Origin of the sequence: Bradyrhizobium sp. AUGA SZCCT0176 (genome assembly GCF_018130145.1) — a bacterium.
GTDB lineage: Bacteria > Pseudomonadota > Alphaproteobacteria > Rhizobiales > Xanthobacteraceae > Bradyrhizobium.
This window is the reverse complement of sequence record NZ_JAFCMB010000001.1, coordinates 402,140-426,881: the sequence shown is the minus strand read 5'-3', so window position 1 is coordinate 426,881 and position 24,742 is coordinate 402,140. Positions and strand designations below refer to the sequence as shown.

The window sequence follows — 24,742 nt, the reverse complement described above, 5'->3', positions numbered from 1 at the left end:
CATGCCGGACTCCGACCCTACCCACGACAATCCGCGCAACACGTCCAACCTTCCGGCCGTGGTGCAGGAAGGCGAGGTGCTGCGCCCGACAGCGGAGAACTGGCTGACCCGCGCGATCCGCACGCTGTTCGGCTGGAAGCCGGGATCGGTCCGCGCCGATCTGCAGGTCGTGCTCGATGCCTCGACGCCGGACGAGGTGGGCTTTTCCGCCATCGAGCGCACCATGTTGCGCAATATCCTCGGGCTGCACGAACGGCGCATCGCCGACGTGATGGTGCATCGCGCCGACATCGTCGCGGTCAAGCGCGACATCCCGCTCGGCGAATTGATGAGCCTGTTCGAGAGCGCGGCGCATTCGCGCCTCGTCGTCTACAACGAGACCCTCGACGACCCCGAGGGCATCGTGCACATCCGCGACCTCCTGGCGTTCATGACCGCGAAGGCGCGGGTCGGCGACACCACCAAGGCGAAGCGCAAGAAACCTTTCCCCGCGGGCCTCGATCTGCGCGCGGTCGACCTGGCGCAGCCGCTGGCGGACGCCAACATCATCCGCAAGCTGCTCTACGTGCCGCCGTCGATGCGGGCGATCGACCTTCTGGCGCAGATGCAGGCCTCGCGCATCCATCTGGCGCTGGTGGTCGACGAATACGGCGGCACCGACGGGCTGGTGTCGATCGAGGACATCGTCGAGCAGATCGTCGGCGAAATCGACGACGAGCATGACAGCGACGAGCCGCCGGCGATCGTGCGGCAGGCGGATAATTCATTCATCGCCGATGCCCGCGCCAGCCTCGAGGACGCCCGTTCGGTGATCGGCGAGGACTTCATCACCGGCGAGGCCGGCGAAGAGGTCGCGACCCTTGGCGGCTATCTGGTGTCGCAGGTCGGCCGCCTGCCGGTGCGCGGCGAAGTCATTTCAGGGCCCGGTACTTACGAGATCGAAGTGCTCGACGCCGATCCGCGGCGGGTCAAGCGGCTGCGCATTGCGGTTCGCAAGGAACGGCCCGCCCCCCGCACGCAGCGCGAAAGCCGCCGCCGTGAAGCTGCGCCCGACACCAATGCGCCGCAGGCCAATGACAACGCGCCGCCATCGTCCAGCGATGGAGCCGGTTCGCAGTGATTCCCGCCAGCAAACTTCGCGCCGCCGGTCTTGCGATCATCCTGGCCTGGGGATGGAAGCGCGCCGCTCTTGCGCTGGTGGCCGGCGCATTGTCGGCACTGGCAATGGCGCCGTTCAATGCATGGCCGCTGCTGTTCCTGACCTTTCCGGTCGCGGTCTGGCTGATCGACGGCGCCGGTGCGGGGCGATGGCGCGGCGTGCCGGCGGCGGCGATGTCGGGCTTCTGGTTCGGGCTCGGCTATTTCGTCGTTGGACTTTACTGGATCGGGTACGCCTTCCTGGTCGATGCGCCAACGTTCGCCTGGCTGATGCCGTTCGCGGTGCTGGGCCTGCCGGCCTATCTTGCGCTGTTCACCGCGGCAGGCTTTGCGCTGGCGCGCCTGCTCTGGACCCGCGACGCTTCGCGCCTGCTCGCGCTCGCGATCAGCCTGACGATAACAGAGTGGCTGCGCGGCCACCTGCTGTCGGGATTTCCCTGGAATTCGTTCGGCTACGCGCTGTCGGAGCCGCTGGCGCTGGCCCAGACTGCATCGCTGATCGGGCTGTGGGGGATGACGTTCCTCACGGTGGCGATCTTCGCAAGCCCGGCGGTCCTGATCGATGGCACCTCGCGGGGCCGAAAACCTTGGCTCGCGCCGGTGGCGGCGCTCGGCTTGCTCGCGGTCATGGCCGTGTTCGGCGCCGTCAGGCTGTCGATGCAGCCGACCGTGCTGGCAAAGGTCAAGCTGCGCATCATGCAGCCCAATCTGCAGCAGGACGTCAAATTCAATTACGCCGCCAAGGCGGAGGTGATGCAGAAATATCTGACACTGTCCGATCGGGCTTCGGGGCCGCAATCGACCGGCGTGAGCGATGCACAGATTTTGATCTGGCCGGAATCGGCGTTCCCGTTCTTTTTGACCCGCGAAGCCGATGCGATGGCGCAGATCGCCGACCTGCTGCCGAGGGGTACCGTGCTGATCACCGGCTCGGTGCGCGCGCCCGACCTCCCGCCCGGCGTGCGAATCACGCGCGCCTACAACTCGATATATGCGATCGACCACGACGGCAGCGTGTTGTCGGTTTATGACAAGCTTCATCTGGTGCCTTTCGGCGAATATCTGCCGTTTCAGGATTGGATGGAAAAACTCGGCTTCGTGCAGCTAACGAGAGTCCAGGGCGGCTTCATTCCGGGCACCCGCCGCCGCGCCATGGACATCCCGAACGCGCCGCGGGCGCTGCCCCTGATCTGCTACGAGGCGATATTTCCCGGTGATATAACGACACGCGACGATCGCCCGGGCTGGATCATCAACGTCACCAATGATGGCTGGTTCGGAATTTCGACCGGCCCCTATCAGCATCTGCAGCAGATGCGCCTGCGCGCCGTCGAAGAAGGCTTGCCCGTTGTTCGTGCAGCCAACACCGGCATTTCAGCCGTGATCGATCCCTCGGGGCGTATTGTCGCACGGCTCGGCCTTGGCATTGAAGGCGTCCTGGATGCCAACCTGCCATCGGCTTTGCCGCCGACGATTTATGCCCGTGTTAGAGACATTCCAACGGGCATGATTCTGGCTGTTGCGTTGCTGCTGGTCATCCGGCGCCGCTTTGCAAGGCGAAAGTCCTGAGACTTGCATGTTGCTGGTTGTTGCTGTCGCGGAAAAAAGCGGCCCGCGCGAATCCACTAACTAGTTGACAGACCGACCGCGCAATTCGCATTCTGGGTTCCGCAACCAAAAACAAGAACCAGTCAGTTCATTGCTCAAATTGTCCGCAGTTCAACCCGATCCTCCGAGCAGGATTTGACGGTACCGGCGCCTGAGGCATAGTCCGCTTATGCCTCATTCCCCGGCGCGTAATCCCAGGAGTGTTGGAGATGTCCACCAAAGCGCCAGACCCTGTTGACAAATATGTCGGGAGCCGCGTTCGCATGCGACGCATCATGCTGGGCATGAGCCAGGAAAAACTCGGCGAGGCATTGGGCCTCACCTTCCAGCAGGTTCAGAAATACGAAAAGGGCACCAACCGGGTCGGCGCCAGCCGCCTGCAGCGGATCTCGGAAATCTTGCAGGTGCCGGTATCGTTTTTGTTCGACGGCGGGCCGAGCGGTGCTGTCAATGCCGACGGCTTCAGCGAATCCAGTTCGCCTGCCTACGTTTCCGACTTTCTCGCCACCTCCGAAGGCCTGGCGCTGACGCGAGCGTTCACGCGCATTACCGACGCCAAAATGCGCCGCAGTATCGTCGAACTGGTCGAACAGATCGCCGCGCGCGAAGGTCCCGACCAGCGCTGATATCAGCTGCCATAACCGGATGTTCCGATTGACGCGCCCGCCGGCGCGAGCGCATGACATTGGAGCGTTTTTGAGCGAAGTGGGAACCGGTTCGCAAAGCAATCAAGTTTACGCAGATTGCGTAGACTTATCTGCGGTAGAAAACGCGTCAAAGCAAGAATCTAGAGTTTCGGTTCTGATTCAATCAGAACCGAAGCTCTAGCCGAATTCCATGAAGGCAAAGCGCTGATGATCGGAACCACCGCCAATCCGTTTGATCCCAGTTCAATCCTCGACGGCATCCGCCGCTGGGTCGAAATCGAGACGCCGACCGAGGTGCCCGCACAGGTCAACAAGCTCGCCGACCTCGTTACTGATGGCTACCGCGACCTGCCCGTGACCGTTGAGCGGATCGCAGGAAAAGACGGATGCGGCGATCATCTGGTCGCGCGTTCGTCATGGGGGCAGGACGCGCCGGGCATCCTGGTGCTGAGCCATCTCGATACCGTGCATCCGCTGGGATTCATCGAGCGGCTGCCGTTCAAGATCGAGGGCGACAGCGCCTTCGGTCCCGGCATTTATGACATGAAGGGCGGCGCCTATCTCGCCTACCATGCCTTTCGCCAGATTTGTGCCGACAGCGCGCGACCGCCGCTCGGCATCACCCAGATGTTCGTCTCCGATGAAGAAATCGGCAGCCCGACGTCGCGCGCACTGATCGAGGCCGAGGGGCGCAAGGCCAAGTATGTGCTGGTGACCGAGCCCGCCCGCGACGGCGGCAAAATCGTCACCGGACGCAAGGGCGTCGCGCGCTTCGAAGTCTTCATCAAGGGCGTGCCGTCGCATGCCGGCACGCGGCCCGAGGACGGCCGCAGCGCCATCCGCGAACTCGGCAACGTCATTCAGACGCTGGAGGCGATGAACGACCTCAAGCGTGGCGTGTCCGTCAATGTCGGCGTCGTCAGGGGCGGCACCAAGCCGAACGTGATCGCGGAGGAGGCCTATGCCGAGGTCGACATGCGCGTGCCCGGTATTGCCGAATCCGACGAGTTGGTGCCGAAGATCCTCGGCCTGAAATCACGCACCGAGGGCGTCAGCATCACCGTCACCGGCGAACTGAATCGCCCGCCTTACGAAAAGAGCAACGCCGGTGCGGCGCTTTATGAGCACGCCAAAACGCTGGCGGCCGAAATCGGTTTCGATCTCGTCGACACCTTCACCGGCGGCGGCAGCGACGGCAATTTCACCGCGCCCCACACGGCGACGCTCGACGGCCTCGGGGTCGACGGCAAGGGCGCGCATACCCATTACGAGCAGATGTACATCTCCTCGATCGAGCCGAGGGCGCGGTTGCTGCACCGGCTGTACCAGACGCTGCGATGACGGTCTCACCCCGCGACATCGGCGATCACGACGCGCCGCCGGATGACGGCGCCGCCGCGCATGCGCACGGCTCGTTCTTCGGCCGCCGCAAGGGCCACAAGCTGCGCATCCATCAGGCCGACCTGATCGACAATCTGCTGCCGCATCTGGCGCTCGATATCAGCATGCCCGCGCCTGAGGATCTCACCGACATCTTCGAGTCGAAGCCTGATGCTGTCAGGCTGGAAATCGGATTTGGCGGCGGCGAACATCTGATCGCCGAAGCGCAGGCCTTTCCCGATATCGGATTCATCGGCTGCGAGCCCTATGTCAACGGCATGGCGAAAATCCTGACGCAGATTGAAGCCCACAACATCGGCAATATCAGGCTCTACGCCGGCGACGCCGCCGAATTGCTGGCATGGGCGCCGCCGCGATCTCTGGCGCGGATCGATCTGATCCATCCCGATCCCTGGCCGAAGCGCCGGCACTGGAAGCGGCGCTTCGTGCAGGATGCCACCGTGGCCGCGATGGCCCGCATCCTCAAGCCCGGGGCTGAATTTCGTTTCGTCAGCGACATCGACGATTATTGCGCGTGGACGCTGGCGCATCTGCTGCGTTCGCCGGATTTTTCCTGGATGGCGGAACGCGCCATCGACTGGCGCGAGCCGTGGGCCGGTTACACGATGACGCGCTATGGGCGGAAGGCCGAGCGCGAGGGACGTGTCGCGGCGTATCTGCGGTTTCGGCGGGTGGGCTAAGGCCTGAGAACTCAAACCGTCGGGCGGGTCTTCCAGAAGCCGACGACGCGCTCGGCAGTCGTGGGCATCAGGCGCGCGAAATTCACGCGCGCGCTTTCGATATCGGCCGGCGACGCCGTCCGGTTCGGGCCCAGCCGCAGCAGGATCAGTGCGCGCACGGTGGCCCATTCGAGGCCGATCGCCTTGCCGGCGATCAGGATCGGATCGTAGCGGTCGCCGGCAATCAGCCGGTCGAGGGTCGCGATCTTCACGCCGGTCATCGCCGCCAGCGCGGCGACGGATTCCTCGTATTTGTTTGCCTTGGCGAAATTGAGCAGCGCGCTTTCAACCAGCTGACCGTCGCGGTGCAGCGCGAGGACCGTGCGCTGCGCCGCCTCGAAGTTGCGGCCGCTGTCTGTTCGTTCGACGGCGCCGGAGATTTCGTTGATCGCCCGCTTGATCGCCACCTGCCGCGCCGGCTTGACGACTGTGAACAGGCGGCGGCGGACCACATCGATCGTTCCGGCCAGAAGGTCTTTCAGTTGTTCGGTAGAAAGATCGTCGCGCTGGCCGATCTTGAGCGTCAGCACGCCGTCCTGGCCGGCGCGCTTGATCAAGGTCGAATAGCCGTCCGACGAGAACGCTGCACCGGCATTGCCCGCCGTGCGCCTGACGACATCGCGGTCGCCGCGGCGCACGATGACATCGGTGAGGTCGGGAGAGAGCGTCGGCCGATCCGACATCGCCAGCAGATGGCCCTGCCCCTTCACGCCAGCGATTTCGATCAGGATCTGTTCGTCGATCACCGGCGAACGCCGCAGCAGCGGACCGGCGATGGCAATTTCGTCCTCATGGGCGAGCTGCCCGACCAGCCCACGCGGCGCGTTGACAAGCAGCGACAGCCGCTCGGCGAGCTCGGCTCGCGCGGCAATGTCGGCATGGGGGACCAGGCTGCTCAATACGCCGTCGAACAGATCGACGTGATCGGCGCCGAAATTGGCAGCCCCCTGCAGGAATAATTCACTGATCCGGCGCGCCGCATCGGCACGGCGCTTGGGATCGCCGCCCCTGACGATGTCGTCCAGTCCTGGGATCAGCGTTGTCGCTGGCGTCATAAACCTATCCAAACCGGCCGAATTGGCTGGTTTTCGGCAATCTAGGTACCGTTCGTGAATGAAGGGTTAGGCTTTGGCCCGCTCGGACAGGACTCAAAATCTCCCTTAACGAGGCGTGCAAGGCCTTGCCGGATTGCGGGAAAACCGCTATATCCGCCGCAACTTATGGTTCTCATACGATCGCGTATTGAGAGTGGGCCCTTCGGGACCCGCTCTTTTTTATTACCTGAACGAGCCCAGCCCAGAAGGGCCTCACGGCACGGTTCAGGGAACCGGCTGGATCCGGGTTAGACCCGGCCTAACCTCATGTAAGTAAAGACGCTTTTGACCCTGGACATGACCGAGCCAACTGCTGTTTCAGAGGATCTTGACCTGCTCGCCGAGCCGCGGCTCGTGGTCGAGCCGGGCGTCGCCGCGCGGGTTTCCGCCGTGGCAGGGCCGGTATTGCAGGGCATGGGCTACCGGCTGGTGCGGATCAAGATTTCCGGCGAGGCCGGCTGCACGGTCCAGATCATGGCCGAACGGCCCGACGGCACCATGCAGATCGAGGATTGCGAGGCGATTTCGCGGGCATTGTCGCCGGTGCTCGACGTCGCCGATCCGATCGAGCGCGCCTACCGGCTGGAGATCTCATCGCCCGGCATCGATCGTCCGCTGGTGCGCCGTTCGGACTTCGAACGCTATGTCGGTCATCTCGTGAAGATCGAGATGGCGCTCGCCTATCAGGGCCGCAAGCGCTTTCGTGGTACGCTGCGGAGCGTCGAGGGCGACGCGGTGCGGCTTCATCGCGATGACATCCGCGCGGACGAAGATGCCGACGTGCTGCTGGTCATGGAAGACATCGCCGACGCCCGTCTGGTTCTCACCGACGAGCTGATCGCGGAATCGATGCGGCGCGGCAAGGCCGCCGAGCGCGAGCTGCGGCAGAATCTCGGGCTTGAGCCACCACCGCCGCCGCACGCCAAAAAAAGCGATCCGGCCAAGAGCAACAAGCCGAAGCCCAAGACACTGAACAAGCCGCTGAAGAAGCCGTTACCGAAGAATACCAAGAAACATCGCCTCGCCGCGCAAGGTTTGCCCGGCGGCGAATTCGATCCCACCGAAGGAGACTGAGCCATGGCAGCTGTCAGCGCCAATAAACTCGAATTGCTGCAGATCGCAGATGCGGTTGCCCGCGAAAAGTCGATCGACCGCGGTATCGTGATCGCGGCGATGGAAGACGCCATCGCGAAAGCGGCCCGCGCCCGCTACGGCAGCGAGACCGATGTTCACGCCGAGATCGACGCCAAGAAGGGCGAGCTCCGGCTGTCGCGCCACATGCTGGTCGTCGACGTGGTGGAGAATTCGTCGAACCAGATTTCGCTGGCCGATGCGCAGCGCGCCAATCCGGGCGCCCAGGTCGGCGACACCATCGCCGACACCCTGCCGCCGCTGGAATATGGCCGCATCGCCGCGCAATCCGCCAAGCAGGTGATCGTGCAGAAGGTGCGCGAGGCCGAGCGCGACCGGCAGTATCAGGAATTCAAGGATCGCATCGGCGACATCGTCAACGGCATCGTCAAGCGCGTCGAATATGGCAGCGTGATCGTCGATCTCGGCCGCGGCGAAGCCATCGTGCGCCGTGACGAGATGCTGCCGCGCGAAGTATTCCGCAACGGCGACCGCGTCCGCGCCTATATCTTCGACGTCCGCCGCGAAACCCGCGGGCCGCAGATCTTCCTGTCCCGCACCCATCCGCAGTTCATGGCAAAACTGTTCGCGCAGGAAGTGCCGGAAATCTATGACGGTATCGTCGAGATCAAGGCGGTCGCCCGCGATCCCGGTTCGCGCGCCAAAATCGGCGTTATTTCGCGGGATTCCTCGGTCGATCCGGTCGGCGCCTGCGTCGGTATGCGCGGTTCGCGCGTGCAGGCGGTGGTGAACGAACTGCAGGGCGAGAAGATCGACATCATTCCGTGGTCGCCCGATATCGCGACCTTCGTCGTCAACGCACTGGCGCCCGCCGAAGTCGCCAAGGTCGTGATCGACGAAGACCGCGAGCGTATCGAGGTCGTGGTGCCCGACACCAACAACCAGCTGTCGCTGGCGATCGGTCGCCGCGGACAGAATGTGCGGCTCGCTTCGCAGCTCACCGGCTGGGACATCGACATCCTCACCGAGCAGGAAGAATCCGAGCGCCGCCAGGCCGATTTCGAGAACTCGACGCGGGTGTTCATGGAAGCGCTGAATGTCGACGAAGTGGTCGGCCAGTTGCTGGCATCGGAAGGCTTCACCTCGGTCGAGGAACTCGCGCTGGTCGACGTCAAGGAACTCGCCGGCATCGAGGGCTTCGACGAGGAGACCGCCAACGAACTGCAGAGCCGTGCAAAAGAATACCTGGAGCAGCTCGAGACCGAGCTGGAAAACAAACGCAAGGAACTCGGTGTGGATGACGCTTTGAAGACAGTACCCGGCGTGACCTCGAAGATGCTGGTCAAGTTCGGCGAGAATGACATCAAGTCGGTCGAGGATCTGGCCGGTTGCGCCACCGACGATCTGGTTGGCTGGACCGAGCGCAAGGAAGGCGCCGAGCCGACCAAGTTCCCCGGCATTCTCGACGCCAACGAAATCTCGCGCGACGATGCCGAGCGCATGATCATGCAGGCCCGCGTCATCGCCGGCTGGATCACCGAGGCCGACCTTGCCAAGCAGTCCGAGGCGGCGGAAGCCACCGAAGACCAGACGGCGTAAGGAGATGCCCCGCGCATGCTCGCCATGGCTGACCCCGATCTCGACAACGGACCGCGGACCGACAGGTCCGCGACGATGCGGATGTGCGCGGTCACCCGTGAGGTGCGCCCGATCGACGAACTGATCCGATTCGTGGTCTCGCCCCAGGGCGAGGTCGTTCCGGATCTGAAGCGCAGGCTCCCCGGCCGTGGCCTGTGGGTCTCGGCATCGCGCCGGACCGTTGCGGAAGCGGTGCGGCGTAACCAATTCAGCAGGGGTTTCAAGCGCGACATCCGGGCCGCAGCGACCCTCCCCGCCGACACCGAGGCTTTGCTGGTTCGCAGCGCGACCGAGGCGCTGGCGATGGTCGCCAAGGCCGGCCAGGTCGTCTCCGGTTTCAGCAAGGTCGAGGGCGCGCTCCGGGACGGGGAGGCCCAGGCCCTGATCCACGCTTCGGACGGTGCGGCCGACGGAATCCGCAAATTGGACGCGATCGTGCGGCAAAAGCGCGGAAATGCGGATGAATCGGAGGAATTTTCGACCAGATTTCCGATCGTCAATGTTCTGACGTCGGCAGAATTGGATTTGGCACTGGGGCGGTCAAATGTGATACATGCTGCCCTGCTCGCGGGCCCGGCGAGCAAGACGTTCCTGTCGCGCTGCCAGATCCTGGTCCGATACCGGATGGCCGATGACGACAAGACCGAAGGAAGCGGCCAGAAATTCTGACTAACAAGATGTGCTTTAACGACTGTGCGAATGCGCACTACGCAACAAGATTAGGACTGCTGAATGGTTGATACCAAAACGCCTGGCGACAAGACTTTGAGTGTCCCGACCAAGACCTTGACGCTCAAGCCGCGCGTCGAGACGGGCACCGTACGCCAGAGCTTCAGCCATGGCCGGACCAAGCAGGTCGTGGTCGAGAAGCGCGGCAAGCGCCGCCTCGGTGGCGACGCGCCCGCCGGCGAAACCCATGCGCCCGAACCTGTGGTCGCCAAGCCGGCGCCGGTCGTCGCCAAAGCGCCAAGCCGCCCCTCAGCGCCAGCCGCGCCCCGCGCCGGCTCCGGCGTGGTGTTGCGCACGCTGACCGAGGACGAACGTTCCGCGCGCGCCAGCGCGCTGGCCGATGCCAAGGTCCGTGACATCGAGGAACGTCGGCTGGCGGAAGAAGAAGCCAAGCGCCGCAGCAGCAAGGAAGGCATCGAGCAGGCTGAACGCGAAGCCGCCGAAGCGCGCCGCAAGGCCGAGGAAGAACGTCACCGCCTGGAAGAAGAAGCCAAGCGCAAGGCCGAACTCGAAGCCAAGAAGCGTTTTGGCGAGGCCGAAGCCAAGGCCGCAACAACCGCAGCACCCGGCACCACCACTACCACCGCGCGCCCCGCGGCCCGGCCGACGGCCTCGGCAGTGCCGCCCGCGCGCGCGCCGGGCGTTGCCGCCGACGCCTCCGATGAGGATGAAGGTCCGCGCCAGATCCGCCGTGGCCCCGGCGGCGCCATGCGCCCCGCCGTGCCGCCGAAGACGACCCACAAGCCCGGACCGCAAAAGGAACGCGGCCGCCTGACGCTGGTCACCGCCCTGGACGCCGACAATGTGCGCGAGCGTTCGATCGCCTCGTTCCGCCGCCGCACCCAGCGCCTGAAGGGACACGCCTCGAACGAGCCGAAGGAAAAGATCATCCGCGAAGTGGTGATCCCGGAAGCGATCAACATCCAGGAACTCGCCAACCGCATGTCGGAACGCGCGGTCGACGTCATCCGCCTGCTGATGAAGCAGGGCGCGATGCACAAGATCACCGACGTGATCGACGCCGACACCGCGCAGCTGATCGCCGAGGAACTGGGCCATACCGTCAAGCGCGTGGCCGCGTCCGACGTCGAAGAGGGTCTGTTCGACATCGTCGACGATTCCACCGACACCGAACCGCGGTCGCCGGTCGTGACCGTGATGGGCCATGTCGATCACGGCAAGACCTCGCTGCTCGACGCGCTCCGCCATGCCAACGTGGTTTCGGGCGAAGCCGGCGGCATCACCCAGCATATCGGCGCCTATCAGGTGACTTCACCGGAAAGCGGCAAGAAGATCACCTTCATCGATACGCCCGGCCACGCCGCGTTCACCGCGATGCGTGCGCGCGGCGCCAAGGTCACCGATATCGTGATCCTGGTGGTGGCGGCCGATGACGGCGTCATGCCGCAGACCATCGAGGCGATCAACCACGCCAAGGCGGCGAAGGTTCCAATGATCATCGCGATCAACAAGATCGACAAGCCCGACGCCAAGCCGGAGCGCGTGCGCACCGAGCTGTTGCAGCACGAGGTTCAGGTCGAGTCGTTCGGCGGCGACGTCGTCGACGTCGAGGTATCAGCCAAGAACAAGACCAATCTCGACAAGCTGCTGGAAATGATCGCGCTGCAGGCCGAACTGCTCGACCTCAAGACCAACGCGGAACGTCCCGCCGAAGGTACCGTGATCGAAGCCAGGCTCGATCGCGGCCGGGGTCCGGTTGCGACCGTGCTGGTGCAGCGCGGAACCTTGCGCATCGGCGACATCATCGTGGCCGGCGCCGAAATGGGCCGCGTCCGCGCCCTTATCAACGATCAGGGCGTGAACATCGACGAGGCCGGACCTTCAGTGCCGGTCGAGGTGCTCGGCTTCAACGGTCCGCCGGAAGCCGGCGACCGCCTCGCGGTGGTCGAGAACGAAGCCCGCGCCCGCCAGGTCACGAGCTATCGCGCCCACCAGAAGCGCGAAAACGCGGCTGCCTCGATTTCCGGCATGCGCGGCTCGCTCGAACAGATGATGTCGCAGCTCAAGACGTCGGGCCGCAAGGAATTCCCGCTGATCATCAAGGCCGACGTGCAAGGTTCGCTCGAAGCCATCTTGGGATCGCTGGAAAAGCTCGGCACCGACGAAGTTGCCGCGCGCATCCTGCATGCGGGCGTCGGCGGCATCTCCGAATCGGACGTGACGCTGGCGGAAGGTTTCAACGCCGCCATCATCGGCTTCTCGGTTCGTGCCAACAAGGAAGCGGCGGCCGCCGCCAAGCGCAACGGCATCGAGATCCGCTATTACAACATCATCTACGATCTGGTCGACGACATCAAAAAGGCGATGTCCGGCCTGCTCGCGCCGACGCTGCGCGAAACCATGCTGGGCAATGCGCAGATCCTGGAAGTGTTCAACATTTCCAAGGTCGGCAAGGTCGCCGGCTGCCGCGTCACCGACGGCACCGTGGAACGCGGCGCCAATGTACGCCTCATTCGCGACAACGTGGTTGTGCATGAAGGCAAGCTCTCGACACTGAAGCGCTTCAAGGACGAAGTGAAGGAAGTGCAGTCCGGCCAGGAATGCGGCATGGCGTTCGAGAATTACGGCGACATGCGCGCCGGCGACGTTATCGAGTGTTATCGCGTGGAGACGATCCAGCGGAGCCTGTAAGTCTGAACCTTACGGCTTCGTCGGAAGACATTGTAATAGTTCGACGTCATGCCCGGACAAAAGCGCGAAGCGCGTCTTCGCATTAGTGTTCCGGGCATCCACGTCCCAGAGAATTCAGCAGCAAGAAAGACGTAGATGGCCGGGATTAGCCCGGCCATGACGGATTTGTTTTTGAGAGACGGCCATGCCCCGCCACCACAGCAAGAGTTCCGCCCCCGGCGGCTCGCAACGCCAATTGCGCGTCGGCGAAACCGTGCGCCATGCGGTCGCCGATATTCTGTCGCAAGGTAGCGTGCATGACCCCGATCTCGAGGGTCACATCATCACGGTTCCGGAGGTGCGCATGTCACCGGACCTGAAGCTTGCAACCGTCTATGTGATGCCGCTCGGCGGACGCGACACCGATGTCGTGATCGCAGCGCTCGCGCGCCACAAGAAATTCCTGCGCGGCGAGATCGCGCACCGCGTTAACCTAAAATTTGCGCCTGACCTTCGCTTTCGCGTCGACGAACGATTCGATGAAGCGGAACGGATCGAGAAATTACTGAGAACACCTGCGGTGCAAAGAGACCTCGCACCCGATTCGGACGACAAGTGATGGTTGTGAACACTGCAAACAGCGTCATCGATTCGCAAAATGCCGAATCGCATGACGCCGAAAAAAATATTTTTACCGAAACACGCAACGAAGATTCCCGACGCGGCGACGATACGCGGCGCGGCAATAACGATCCGCGCCAGAACAAGCATCAAGGCAAACAGCAGCGGCAGAATAATCAGCCGCGCCGCGACAAGCGCGACGTCCATGGCTGGGTGATTCTCGACAAGCCGATCGGCATGACCTCGACGCACGCGGTCGCGGTGCTCAAGCGCCTGTTCCAGGCCAAGCGCGCCGGCCATGCCGGTACCCTCGACCCGCTCGCCTCCGGCGGTTTGCCGATCGCGCTGGGCGAAGCCACCAAGACGGTCCCGTTCGTGATGGACGGCCGCAAGCGCTACCGCTTCACCGTGAGCTGGGGCGAGGAACGCGATACCGACGACACCGAGGGCCGGGCGACCAGGACCAGCGATCTCAGGCCCTCCGCCGAGGCGATCCGGGCGCTGCTGCCGCAATTCACCGGCCTGATCGAGCAGATCCCGCCGCAATATTCCGCGATCAAGGTCCAGGGCGAACGGGCCTATGACCTGGCCAGAGACGGCGAAACCGTCGAATTGAAGCCGCGACCGGTCGAGATTCACGAATTAACCCTTGTAGAACATACAGATAGCGGCCAATCCGTGTTCGAGGCCGAGTGCGGCAAGGGAACCTATGTCCGGGCGCTGGCCCGCGATATCGGCCGGATTCTGGGCTGTTTCGGCCATATCAGCGCCTTGCGGCGGACCCTGGTCGGTCCATTCCGCGAAACGGACATGATTCCGCTGGAACAGTTGGAGGCTTTGTGTAATAGAGCCGCGTCGGGCGAGGGCAGCCTCGCCGACGCGCTTTTGCCCGTTGAGACCGCGCTGGACGACATCCCGGCACTGGCCGTCACACGGGCTGATGCGGCAAGGCTCCACCGGGGCCAGGCCGTTTTGTTGCGCGGACGGGATGCGCCCAATTGTAGCGGCACAGTCTATGTCACGGTGGCAGGCCGGCTTCTGGCCCTCGCCGAAATTGGCAATGGCGAACTCATCCCCAAGCGTGTGTTCAACCTGACCGGACTGACTGCCAGTTCCGGTCGTAACAACGAGAAAGTTTGACGATGTCGATTACCGCCGAACGCAAAGCGGAAGTCATCAAGACGAATGCCAACAAGACCGGCGACACCGGCTCGCCCGAGGTTCAGGTTGCGATCCTTTCGGAACGCATCAACAACCTCACCGGGCACTTCAAATCCCACGTGAAGGACAATCATTCGCGCCGGGGTCTTTTGAAGATGGTCGCCACGCGCCGTTCCCTGCTCGATTACATCAAGCGGAAGGACGAGGCGCGCTACAAGGCGCTGCTCGAAAAGCACAACATTCGTCGTTGATCCCAGAGTACGCGCGCGCCTGTTGCGCGCGTTTTCGTATGGTCTTCCGGAAGAAACCCGGACTCCGGATTTTCGGAGACGATCATGCGCAAGGGCATGAAGAAACTCATGCTCAATAGACGTCCAGCAGCAATCCGGCCGCTGGGCAGGGCAAGGTGCCCGGACTACCGAGAGGATGGACGCCATCCGAAATATAAAGACCATGGCAGGATCGCCGGACGCTGATCTCGTGTTGCGATCAGTGTCTCGCAATCTTGCGCATGGTCTTTGTGTTTCAGGCGTCCCTGCTTTCGCTAAACCATGAAAGAAATCGAAATGTTTAATGCTCATTCAGTCGAGATCGACTGGGGTGGACGTCCCCTCAAGCTTGAAACCGGAAAGATCGCCCGTCAGGCCGACGGCGCCGTGCTCGCGACCTATGGCGAGACCATCGTGCTCGCCACGGTCGTCGCCGCCAAGAACCCGCGCGAAGGCGTCGACTTCCTGCCGCTGACCGTCGACTACCAGGAAAAGACCTATGCCGCGGGCCGCATTCCCGGCGGTTATTTCAAGCGCGAGGGCCGGCCGACCGAAAAGGAGACGCTGGTCTCCCGCCTGATCGACCGTCCGATCCGTCCGCTGTTCGTCGACGGCTGGCGCAATGAAACCCAAGTCATCGTCACCGTGCTGTCGCATGACATGGAGAACGATCCCGACATTCTGGCGCTGGTCGCGGCCTCCGCGGCGCTGACGATCTCGGGCGCGCCGTTCAAGGGCCCGATCGGGGCGGCCCGCGTCGGCTTCGCCAACGACGAATATGTGCTCAACCCGACGCTCGACGAAATGCTCGAGACCCAGCTTGATCTGGTCGTCGCCGGCACCGCCGACGCCGTGCTGATGGTGGAATCGGAAGCCAAGGAACTCAACGAAGACATCATGCTCGGTGCTGTGATGTTCGGACACCGGCACTTCCAGCCGGTGATCAAGGCGATCATCGAGCTGGCCGAGAAGGCCGCGAAAGAGCCGCGCGAAGTCAAGGTCGTCGACGAGAGCGCGCTCGAGAAGGAAATGCTCGGCCTGATCGAGCAGGAGCTGCGCTCGGCCTACGCTATCCCGATCAAGCAGGACCGCTACGCGGCGGTCGGCAAGGCCAAGGAAAAGGTGATGGCTCACTACTTCCCGGAAGGGCAGGAGCCGCAATACGACAAGCTGCGCATCGCCGGCGTGTTCAAGGAACTCGAATCCAAGATCGTCCGCTGGAACATCCTCGACACCGGCAAGCGCATCGACGGCCGCGATTCCAAGACCGTGCGCAGCATCATCGCCGAAGTCGGCGTGCTGCCCCGCGCCCACGGTTCGGCGCTGTTCACCCGCGGTGAAACCCAGGCGATGGTCGTGACCACGCTCGGCACCGGCGAGGACGAGCAGTACATCGACTCGCTGTCAGGGACCTACAAGGAGCAGTTCCTGCTGCACTACAACTTCCCTCCCTACTCGGTCGGTGAAACCGGACGCCTCGGCGGCACCAAGCGCCGCGAAATCGGCCACGGCAAGCTCGCCTGGCGCGCGATCCATCCGGTCCTGCCGCCGCACCACGAATTCCCCTACACGGTGCGCGTGGTGTCCGAGATCACCGAATCCAACGGATCGTCGTCGATGGCGTCGGTCTGCGGCGCTTCGCTGGCGCTGATGGATGCGGGCGTTCCCCTGAAGCGGCCGACCGCGGGCATCGCGATGGGCCTGATCCTGGAAGGTTCGCGCTTTGCGGTCCTGTCCGACATTCTCGGTGACGAGGATCATCTCGGCGACATGGACTTCAAGGTGGCCGGCACCGACCAGGGCATCACCTCGCTGCAGATGGACATCAAGATCGAGGGCATCACCGAAGAGATCATGAAGGTGGCACTCGGCCAGGCCAAGGATGGGCGTATCCACATCCTCGGCGAAATGTCGAAGGCGCTCACCAATGCGCGCGCCGAGCTCGGCGAGTACGCGCCGCGCATCGAGACCTTCAAGATCCCGACCGACAAGATCCGTGAAGTGATCGGCACCGGCGGCAAGGTGATCCGCGAGATCGTCGAGAAGACCGGCGCCAAGGTCAACATCGAGGACGACGGCACCGTGAAGGTCGCCTCCAACGACGGCGAGGCGATGAAGGCCGCGATCAAGTGGATCAAATCGATCGCCTCCGATCCGGAGATCGGCCAGATCTACGAAGGCACCGTGGTCAAGGTGATGGAGTTCGGCGCGTTCGTGAACTTCTTCGGCGCCAAGGACGGCCTCGTCCACATCAGCCAGCTCGCCGGGGCCCGGGTGCAGAAGACCTCCGACGTCGTCAAGGAAGGCGACAAGGTCAAGGTCAAGCTGCTCGGCTTCGACGATCGCGGCAAGACGCGGCTGTCGATGAAGGTGGTCGATCAGGCGACCGGCGAGGACCTCGAAGCCAAGCAGAAGGCGGCGGAGGCCTCGGCGCCCCGCGAAGCGGCCGGCGAGTAAGCGCCTCGACATCGAAAATCAGAAGGGGCGGCTGCAAAGCCGCCCTTTTTATTTGCCGCAGATGTGATCGTGCGCTCTTACGCCGCAGCGCCTAACCCATTTAAAATGAAACCGGAATGGGGCTGACTTCGCAGCTGGAAGCTGGACCCGTTACGATCGTCCGAACCGAGCAGCAGGCTCGTCACGCAGGGAGAGACTTATGTCCGCACTTTCGCGCCGTCATTTTTTCAGCGCCGCCGCCGGCCTCGTAGCCGTCGCGGCGGCACCGCGTGTCGTCTTTGCCCAGGCCGCCGCACCGGCGCCTGCCCCGGCCGCGGCAGGCCCGTTCACGCTGCCGCCGCTCCCTTACGCCTTCAACGCGCTTGAGCCGCATATCGATGCCAAGACCATGGAAATCCACCATGGTCGGCATCATGCCGCCTACGTCAACAATCTGAACACCCTCGCCAAGACCAATGCGCAGCTCGGCACCAGCAAGGTGACGGACATCCTCGGCAATTTGAACGCCCTGAACGACGACATCAAATTCGGTGTGCGCAACAATCTCGGCGGCCATGCCAACCACACCATGTTCTGGGAAATCATGGCCCCGGGCGGCGGCAAGCCGGAAGGCGAGGTGCTGGCCGCGATCGACAAGGACCTCGGCGGCCTGGAGAAGTTCCAGAACGACTTTAATGCCGCGGGCGGACGTCAGTTCGGCTCCGGCTGGGTGTTCGTGACCGTTGCCAAGGACGGCAAGCTCGCGATCGAGACCCGTCCGAACCAGGACAATCCGATCATGGACGGCAAGCGCGCGCTGCTTGGCAACGACGTCTGGGAGCACGCCTATTATCTCAACTACCAGAACCGCCGCGCCGATTATCTCAAGGCGTGGTGGAACACGGTGAACTGGACCAAGGTCGCCGAGCGTTTTGCGGCGGCGAAGGCCGGTACGCTCGGCGTTTGATCGCGCGCTCCATCTTGAAAAGCGAAAGGGCGGCTCTTGAGCCGCCCTTTTTTGTCAGTGTAGCGTTCGTCCAGCGCTCAGCTGATCAGAACCGATCGAGGTTCATCACCTTGGTCCAGGCGGCGGCGAAGTCCTTGGCGAACTTCTCCTTGGAGTCCGCGCAGGCATAGACCTCAGCGAAGGCGCGAAGCTGCGCATGCGAACCGAAGATCAGGTCGACGCCGGTGGCGGTCCACTTGACCGCCTTTGTCTTCCGATCTCGGCCCTCGTAGGCATCGCCCGACGGCTGCCACTCCGTGCTCATGCTCAGCAGATTGACGAAGAAATCGTTCGTCAATGTCCCCACCTTGCTGGTGAAGACGCCGTGCTTTGATCCGCCGGCATTCGCGCCGAGGACGCGCAGGCCGCCGACCAGCGCCGTCAGTTCGGGTCCCGTCAACCGCAGCAATTGCGCGCGGTCAATCAGCGCTTCCACCGGCCCCAGGAACTGATGCTTCTTGCCGTTGACATAATTGCGGAAGCCATCGGCACGCGGTTCGAGCGGAGCAAAGGAAGCGACGTCGGTTTGATCCTGCGACGCATCCATGCGCCCCGGCGTGAACGGCACCTTGACGTCGACGCCGGCGTCCTTTGCGGCCTTTTCGACCGCCGCGGAGCCGCCGAGAACGATCAGGTCGGCAAGCGAAACCTTCTTGCCGAACTCCTTCTGGATCGCCACCAGCTTCTGCAGCACCGTGTTCAGTTCGGCGGGCTGGTTGACCTCCCACTCCTTCTGGGGGCTGAGACGAATACGCGCGCCATTGGCGCCGCCGCGCTTGTCGGAGCCGCGGAACGTCGACGCCGACGCCCATGCGGTCGAAACGAGCTGCGACACCGACAGACCCGAGCTGAGAATCTTGGTCTTCAGCGCGGCGATATCCGCGTCTCCGATCAGCGGATGATCCGCCGCCGGAATCGGATCCTGCCAGATCAGCGTTTCCTTCGGCACCAGCGGGCCGAGATAACGCACGACCGGACCCATGTCACGGTGCGTGAGCTTGAACCAGGCACGCGCAAACGCGTCCGCGAACTGGTCCGGGTTTTCGTAGAAGCGCCGCGAAATCTTCTCATAAGCCGGATCGAAGCGCAGCGACAGGTCGGTCGTCAGCATCATCGGCACATGCTTCTTCGACTTGTCGAAGGCGTCCGGGATCGTCGCTTCCGCGCCCTTCGCCTTCCACTGCTTGGCACCGGCCGGGCTCTTGGTCAGCTCCCATTCGTTCTCGAACAGGTTCTTGAAGAACAGATTGCTCCACTGCGTCGGCTGCTGCGTCCAGGTGACTTCCGGACCGCCGGTAATGGTATCGGCGCCGATGCCGGTACCGTGCTTGCTCTTCCAGCCGAGGCCCTGATCCTCGAGAGCGCCGCTTTCCGGGTCTGACCCCACCAGCGACGGATCGCCGGCACCATGGGCCTTGCCGAAGGTGTGGCCGCCGGCAATCAGCGCAACGGTCTCTTCGTCATTCATCGCCATGCGGAAGAACGTTTCGCGGATGTCTTTCGCCGCTGCGAGCGGATCCGGGTTGCCGTTCGGGCCTTCCGGATTGACGTAGATGAGACCCATCTGCACGGCGCCGAGCGGCTCGGAGAGTTCGCGTTCGCCACTGTAGCGTTCGTCGCCCAGCCAGGTGCCTTCGGGGCCCCAGAATAGCTCCTCGGGCTCCCAGACGTCGGTGCGGCCGCCGGCGAAGCCGAACGTCTTGAAGCCCATCGATTCGAGCGCGACGTTGCCGGCGAGAATCATCAGGTCGGCCCACGAGATCTTGCGGCCGTATTTCTGCTTGATCGGCCATAGCAGCCGGCGCGCCTTGTCGAGATTGGCGTTGTCAGGCCAGCTGTTCAGCGGCGCGAAGCGCTGCTGACCGGCCCCGGCGCCGCCGCGGCCGTCCGTGATGCGGTAGGTGCCGGCGCTGTGCCACGCCATGCGGATCATGAGACCGCCATAGTGACCGAAATCGGCCGGCCACCACTCCTGCGATTCCGTCATCAACGCGGTCAGGTCCTTGACCACGGCATTGAGGTCGAGGGTCTTGAACTCCTTGGCGTAATCGAACGCCTCGCCCATCGGATCGGACAGAGTGGAATTGCGGTGGAGCAGCGAAACGTCCAGCGCGTCCGGCCACCAATCGCGGTTCGAGTGTCCGCCTTTTCCGCCCGAGAACGGGCATTTTGTTTTGTCGTCCATGATTGCCTCCTAAGGGCCGCTTCCAGTCAGATTGGAAGCACTCTAAGAGCCGCTTTCCATCAGGGGAAGTTGATTTTAATGATCGAACCGATAAGATATTCTGATGATACAGATGACGCTCAGACAGCTTCGTTATTTTGATGCGCTGGCCCGTCACGGCCATTTCGGGCGCGCGGCGGAAGCCTGCTCGATCTCGCAGCCGGCCCTGTCGATGCAAATCAAGGAAATGGAGCAAGCGCTCGGCGGCGCGCTGCTGGAACGAAGCGCGCGACAGATCACGCTGACGGAATTCGGCGAAGAGATCGTCCAGCGTGTCCGCGACATCCTGCGCTCGGTCGATGAACTCGGCGATTTCGCGCGCGCGGCACAGGACCGGCTTGCCGGACGGCTGCGCATCGGCATGATCCCGACCATCGCGCCCTATCTGCTGCCGAAAGTGATCGAGAACCTCGCGCGCATGCATCCGGAACTCGACATCCACGTGCGCGAGACGCTGACGCCGAAGCTGATCAAGGAAGTGACCGAAGGCCGGCTCGATACGGCGATCGTGGCATTGCCGGTATCGGAGCCATCGCTGACCGAGGTCGCCTGCTTTTCCGAGAATTTCCTGCTGGTGCGGCCGGGCGAGGACGAGGGCACACCGGTGCCAAGCCACGAGACGCTGCGCGAGATGCGGTTGCTGCTGCTCGAAGAGGGGCATTGTTTCCGCGACCAGGCGCTGTCGTTCTGCAACATGCAGTCGCCGCCGCGCGAGGTGCTGGACGCAAGCTCGCTGTCCACGCTCGTTCAGATGGTCGGCGCCGGCATCGGCGTCACCCTGATTCCGGAAATGGCGGTCACGGTGGAAACCCGTTCGGCACAGGTCTCGGTCGCGCGGTTCAGCAACCCGCAACCGTCGCGGACCATCGGCATGGTCTGGCGCAAGACAAGCCCGCTGGCCGCACAGCTGCAGCAAATCTCGGAAGTGGTCTGCCTCGCCGCCGATGCCTTGCGCGAACAGCGCAAGGCGAAACCCTCGCCGCGGAAATCGCGGGGGTGATCAGCAACGCGACAAGGTCCCGCCGATGACGGGATATGTGATGAAGTATTATCGATGGAAGAGCTCCGCACGATAGACGAAGAGGCGCAAAACAACTTGCGGATGCCCGCGGTGCGCTCTAGTTAGACGCATCCCTGCGCACCAATCCCGTTCCCGAGTTTTCATGATCCGCGTCCTGGCCGTTGCACTTATCCTGTCGTGCTCCGTCACACCCGCATGGGCGCAAGCCCAGCCCGCGCCTATAGCCGCGCCATCCGCGCCGAAGCCCGCCAAGAAGGCGGCGGCAAAGACCAAGACCAGCGCGAGGCAAGCCGCGCCGACGGAAAGCGGTCCTTGTCAGATCGGCGTTATTCCAGCGGTCGGCGACCAGTTCGCGGTTCAGAAAATCGGCCTCACCGTATTCAACAACGATTATGCGGATGTACCGATCGAGAGCTGGGGTCTCGACGATCTCGTGGTCGCGCGCGTTCGCGCCGTGACGGGTTCCGGCGCCGGTGTCCGGCGAATAGCCTACTCGAAGCAGGCGTTCGCGCCTTACGACCGTCCTGCCCCGGCGCTGTTTCGCAATCCTGAGAGCGATCTGACCACCATTGTGCGGCAGATCACCGCGAACGCTGGTTGCGCGCGTTATGTGGCGGTTACAAAACTTGACAGCAAGTTGGACGGAACCAACCAGACCCTGCGCGGCATCGGCGTTTATCACCGCGGCATCGGCAGCCTCGTCGGCCATACCCGCTTGTACTCCAACATTCAGGTCACGGTGTTTGACGGACAGACCTACGAGGTCAGCAAAAAGCCTTTTAACCTCAATCTTGGCTTGGCACTTGCCAGGGGTTTTGGAGTCGAGGACCCGCTTACCAAACTCGAAAATTCTGCGTTTCCAGAGCCGGCAGCAGCGGCGGCGACGAGCGCGACATTGCGCGACGGTACCCGGGCATTGCTTGCTACGCATCTCGACAAGGCATTGTCGGCCACGCTTGGACAATAACGCAAAGGATGCGCGAACAGCGCAAGCCGAAACCCTCGCCGCGAATCGCGGGCGTGATGAGCGAAGGCCTCACGGCCGCGCTTAGTTTTTTGCTAGCCATGCCTCCTGCTGCCCAACTACCTCAAAGACAATTGAGCGTGGCTCTCCGCGATTCGCCCGAAATCGCCGGCCAGTCGACCGCACGAAATAAAGTTGACCAACATATCGCTCGACGTTGAACCGTTCGTCCTAGGCGTAGTGCGTTGCCAATTCGCGTCAGACGCGCAATGAAGATGGCATTGTCCGCCCCCGCCGATGAAAGGTTCCGCCATGATGCAGCTTTATTGGTCGCCCCGCTCGCGTTCGTTTTCCTCGCTATGGCTGTTCGAAGAGACCGGACAACCCTATGAACGCGTGCTGACGGACATCTCGACCGGCGCACAGCGCAAGCTCGAATATCTGGCGATCAATCCGATGGGCAAGGTGCCGGCGCTCCGGGATGGCGAGGCCACGCTTGCCGAAGCCGCCGCGATCGCGGCCTATGTCGCCGAGCGCTATCCGGAAGCGAAGCTGGCGCCGCCGCTCGGAGATCCGCTGCGCGCAAAGTATCTCTACTGGTTGTTCTTCAGCCCCGGTTGTATCGAGCCTGCGATCGTGCAGCTCGCGACCAAGATCGAAATGAATCCGGTCGCGGCCGGCTGGGGCGATTCGCAACGCGTGATCGACGTGCTCGACAACGCACTGGAGAAAGGTCCGTGGATTCTCGGCGAGAATTTTTCCGCAGCCGACATCATCATTGGCTCCGGGCTGAATTTCGCCGTGCGGCTGTTCAAGATGGTGCCGTCACGGCCCTCGTTCGACGCCTACATCGATCGATGCGCGGCCCGCCCGGCGTTCCAGCGCGCAGAGAAGATCGCGGCGGGATAGGCCCAACTGTCGTCACCCGCGAAAGCGAAAGCGGGTGACCCAGTATTCCAGAGACATCAGTGCTTGAATCGACAAGCCGCGGCGTACTGGATGCCCCGCATACGCGGGGCATGACAAACGCTCACGCATCCATGCGCTTGAACACCAGCGTGGCGTTGGTGCCGCCGAAGCCGAACGAGTTCGACAGCACGGTGCCGAGCTTGGCGTTGTCGATGCGCTTGCGCACGATCGGCATGTCGGCAAACACCGGGTCGAGCTCGGTGATGTTGGCGCTCTCGCACACGAAACCATTGTTCATCATCAACAGCGAATAGATCGCTTCCTGAACGCCGGTGGCACCGAGCGAATGTCCGGTCAGCGCCTTGGTCGCCGAGATCGGCGGGCATTTTTCGCCGGTGCCGAACACCCTGCGGATCGCCTCGATTTCCGGCGGATCGCCGGCGGGCGTCGAGGTGGCGTGCGGATTGATGTAGTCGATCGGCGTCTTCACGGTCTCCATCGCCATCCGCATGCAGCGCTCGGCGCCTTCGCCCGAGGGGGCCACCATGTCGTAGCCGTCAGACGTCGCGCCATAGCCGACCACTTCGGCGTAGATGCGCGCGCCGCGCGCCTTGGCGTGTTCGAGCTCTTCCAGCACCACCACGCCGGCGCCGCCCGCAATGACGAAGCCGTCGCGGCTGACGTCATAGGGACGCGACGCGGTGGCGGGCGTGGCGTTGTATTTCGAGGACATCGCGCCCATGGCGTCGAACAGCACCGACAGCGACCAGTCGAGTTCCTCGCAGCCGCCGGCGAAGATCACATCCTGCTTGCCGATCTGGATCGTCTCATAGGCGTTGCCGATGCAATGGTTGGAGGTCGCGCAGGCCGACGAGATCGAATAGTTCACGCCTTTGATCTTGAACCAGGTCGCCAGCGTGGCTGAGGCGGTCGACGACATCGCCTTTGGCACCGCGAACGGCCCCACGCGTTTGGGACCCTTGGTCCTGGTGATATCGGCCGCTTCGACGATGGTGCGCGCGGACGGTCCGCCGGAGCCCATGATGATGCCGGTACGGACGTCGGAAACCTCGGTCGGGCTGAGACCGGAATCCTGGATCGCCTGCTCCATCGCGATGTGATTCCACGCCGCGCCCTCGCCGAGAAAGCGCATCGCGCGCCGGTCGATGACATCGGCGGGATTGAGGGACGGAGCGCCCTGCACCTGCGAGCGGAAGCCGAGTTCGGCGTATTTTTCCGCGCGCGTGATCCCCGATTTCGCCTCATGAAGGCTCGCAAGCACTTCCTGGGTGTTATTTCCGATGGATGAGACGATGCCCATCCCCGTGATGACAACCCGCCTCATGATCGCCTCGTCCTGTCGTTTGCGTTTTGTGTGATGGCCGCCGTCAAACCGAATTCCGCCTATTGGAGA

20 protein-coding genes are annotated in these 24,742 nt (G+C 63.2%); 17 read left to right on the top strand and 3 right to left on the bottom strand.

What is annotated here, in order from left to right:
- Position 1: 1 nt before the first annotated feature.
- The 5 genes from JQ600_RS02065 (at position 2) to JQ600_RS02045 (ending at position 5,494) form a co-directional block, all read left to right on the top strand.
- Entirely contained in the window at positions 2-1,120 is a 1,119-nt protein-coding gene (locus JQ600_RS02065) for a hemolysin family protein (RefSeq protein WP_249133319.1), read from the top strand.
- Positions 1,117-2,727: an apolipoprotein N-acyltransferase gene (lnt, locus tag JQ600_RS02060; protein WP_212264029.1), complete on the top strand. Its 1,611-nt coding sequence runs from the start codon at positions 1,117-1,119 to the stop codon at positions 2,725-2,727. The genes JQ600_RS02065 and lnt overlap by 4 nt, the downstream gene beginning before the upstream one ends.
- A 248-nt stretch (positions 2,728-2,975) precedes the next feature.
- The gene (locus JQ600_RS02055) at positions 2,976-3,392 is read left to right on the top strand and encodes a helix-turn-helix domain-containing protein (protein ID WP_212386327.1); all 417 of its coding nucleotides are present in this window, start codon (positions 2,976-2,978) and stop codon (positions 3,390-3,392) included.
- A 228-nt stretch (positions 3,393-3,620) separates the two neighbouring features.
- Positions 3,621-4,754: a M20 family metallopeptidase gene (locus tag JQ600_RS02050; RefSeq protein WP_212386326.1), complete on the top strand. Its 1,134-nt coding sequence runs from the start codon at positions 3,621-3,623 to the stop codon at positions 4,752-4,754.
- Positions 4,751-5,494, top strand: coding sequence for a tRNA (guanine(46)-N(7))-methyltransferase TrmB (locus JQ600_RS02045; RefSeq protein WP_212386325.1), 744 nt, complete (start codon positions 4,751-4,753; stop codon positions 5,492-5,494). Before JQ600_RS02050 ends, JQ600_RS02045 begins: the two co-directional genes overlap by 4 nt.
- 11 nt (positions 5,495-5,505) lie before the next feature.
- Here JQ600_RS02045 and JQ600_RS02040 read toward each other — a convergent pair whose 3' ends face one another.
- Positions 5,506-6,588, bottom strand: coding sequence for a DUF2336 domain-containing protein (locus tag JQ600_RS02040; protein WP_212264033.1), 1,083 nt, complete (start codon positions 6,586-6,588; stop codon positions 5,506-5,508).
- A 336-nt stretch (positions 6,589-6,924) separates the two neighbouring features.
- Here JQ600_RS02040 and rimP point away from each other — a divergent pair, with 336 nt between their 5' ends.
- The 9 genes from rimP (at position 6,925) to JQ600_RS01995 (ending at position 18,171) form a co-directional block, all read left to right on the top strand.
- Positions 6,925-7,701 (top strand): ribosome maturation factor RimP, encoded by a 777-nt coding sequence (gene rimP, locus JQ600_RS02035; protein WP_212386324.1) that lies wholly within the window; start codon positions 6,925-6,927, stop codon positions 7,699-7,701.
- A gap of 3 nt (positions 7,702-7,704) precedes the next feature.
- On the top strand, positions 7,705-9,318 hold the full coding sequence (gene nusA / locus JQ600_RS02030) for a transcription termination factor NusA (protein WP_192736271.1): 1,614 nt from the start codon (positions 7,705-7,707) through the stop codon (positions 9,316-9,318).
- 15 nt (positions 9,319-9,333) lie between these two features.
- The gene (locus JQ600_RS02025; RefSeq protein WP_212386323.1) at positions 9,334-10,026 is read left to right on the top strand and encodes an RNA-binding protein; all 693 of its coding nucleotides are present in this window, start codon (positions 9,334-9,336) and stop codon (positions 10,024-10,026) included.
- A 63-nt stretch (positions 10,027-10,089) separates the two neighbouring features.
- The gene (gene infB, locus JQ600_RS02020) at positions 10,090-12,738 is read left to right on the top strand and encodes a translation initiation factor IF-2 (protein WP_212386322.1); all 2,649 of its coding nucleotides are present in this window, start codon (positions 10,090-10,092) and stop codon (positions 12,736-12,738) included.
- 184 nt (positions 12,739-12,922) lie between these two features.
- Complete coding sequence (gene rbfA, locus JQ600_RS02015; RefSeq protein ID WP_212386321.1) at positions 12,923-13,336, top strand: 30S ribosome-binding factor RbfA; 414 nt, start codon at positions 12,923-12,925, stop codon at positions 13,334-13,336.
- Positions 13,336-14,478 carry a tRNA pseudouridine(55) synthase TruB gene (truB, locus tag JQ600_RS02010; RefSeq protein WP_212386437.1) on the top strand — a complete coding sequence of 381 codons (1,143 nt, stop codon included), beginning with the start codon at positions 13,336-13,338 and terminating at the stop codon, positions 14,476-14,478. The genes rbfA and truB overlap by 1 nt, the downstream gene beginning before the upstream one ends.
- A 2-nt stretch (positions 14,479-14,480) precedes the next feature.
- On the top strand, positions 14,481-14,750 hold the full coding sequence (gene rpsO, locus JQ600_RS02005; protein ID WP_212264039.1) for a 30S ribosomal protein S15: 270 nt from the start codon (positions 14,481-14,483) through the stop codon (positions 14,748-14,750).
- Positions 14,751-15,065: 315 nt separating this feature from the next.
- Positions 15,066-17,225, top strand: coding sequence for a polyribonucleotide nucleotidyltransferase (gene pnp, locus JQ600_RS02000; protein ID WP_192736266.1), 2,160 nt, complete (start codon positions 15,066-15,068; stop codon positions 17,223-17,225).
- Positions 17,226-17,424: 199 nt separating this feature from the next.
- Positions 17,425-18,171 carry a superoxide dismutase gene (locus JQ600_RS01995; protein WP_212386320.1) on the top strand — a complete coding sequence of 249 codons (747 nt, stop codon included), beginning with the start codon at positions 17,425-17,427 and terminating at the stop codon, positions 18,169-18,171.
- A gap of 85 nt (positions 18,172-18,256) precedes the next feature.
- Here the strand turns inward: JQ600_RS01995 and katG are convergent, their stop codons facing one another.
- Positions 18,257-20,395, bottom strand: a complete 2,139-nt coding sequence (katG, locus tag JQ600_RS01990) for a catalase/peroxidase HPI (RefSeq protein WP_212264042.1) — start codon at positions 20,393-20,395, stop codon at positions 18,257-18,259.
- 103 nt (positions 20,396-20,498) lie between these two features.
- Here katG and JQ600_RS01985 point away from each other — a divergent pair, with 103 nt between their 5' ends.
- The 3 genes from JQ600_RS01985 (at position 20,499) to JQ600_RS01975 (ending at position 23,328) form a co-directional block, all read left to right on the top strand.
- A complete protein-coding gene (locus JQ600_RS01985; RefSeq protein WP_212386319.1) occupies positions 20,499-21,434 on the top strand; it encodes a LysR substrate-binding domain-containing protein in 936 nt (311 codons plus the stop codon).
- 163 nt (positions 21,435-21,597) lie between these two features.
- Positions 21,598-22,422, top strand: coding sequence for a hypothetical protein (locus JQ600_RS01980; protein ID WP_212386318.1), 825 nt, complete (start codon positions 21,598-21,600; stop codon positions 22,420-22,422).
- 309 nt (positions 22,423-22,731) lie between these two features.
- The gene (locus JQ600_RS01975; protein WP_212264045.1) at positions 22,732-23,328 is read left to right on the top strand and encodes a glutathione S-transferase family protein; all 597 of its coding nucleotides are present in this window, start codon (positions 22,732-22,734) and stop codon (positions 23,326-23,328) included.
- Between the two features lie 121 nt (positions 23,329-23,449).
- Here JQ600_RS01975 and fabB read toward each other — a convergent pair whose 3' ends face one another.
- Positions 23,450-24,673, bottom strand: a complete 1,224-nt coding sequence (gene fabB / locus JQ600_RS01970; protein ID WP_212386317.1) for a beta-ketoacyl-ACP synthase I — start codon at positions 24,671-24,673, stop codon at positions 23,450-23,452.
- Positions 24,674-24,742: the final 69 nt, after the last annotated feature.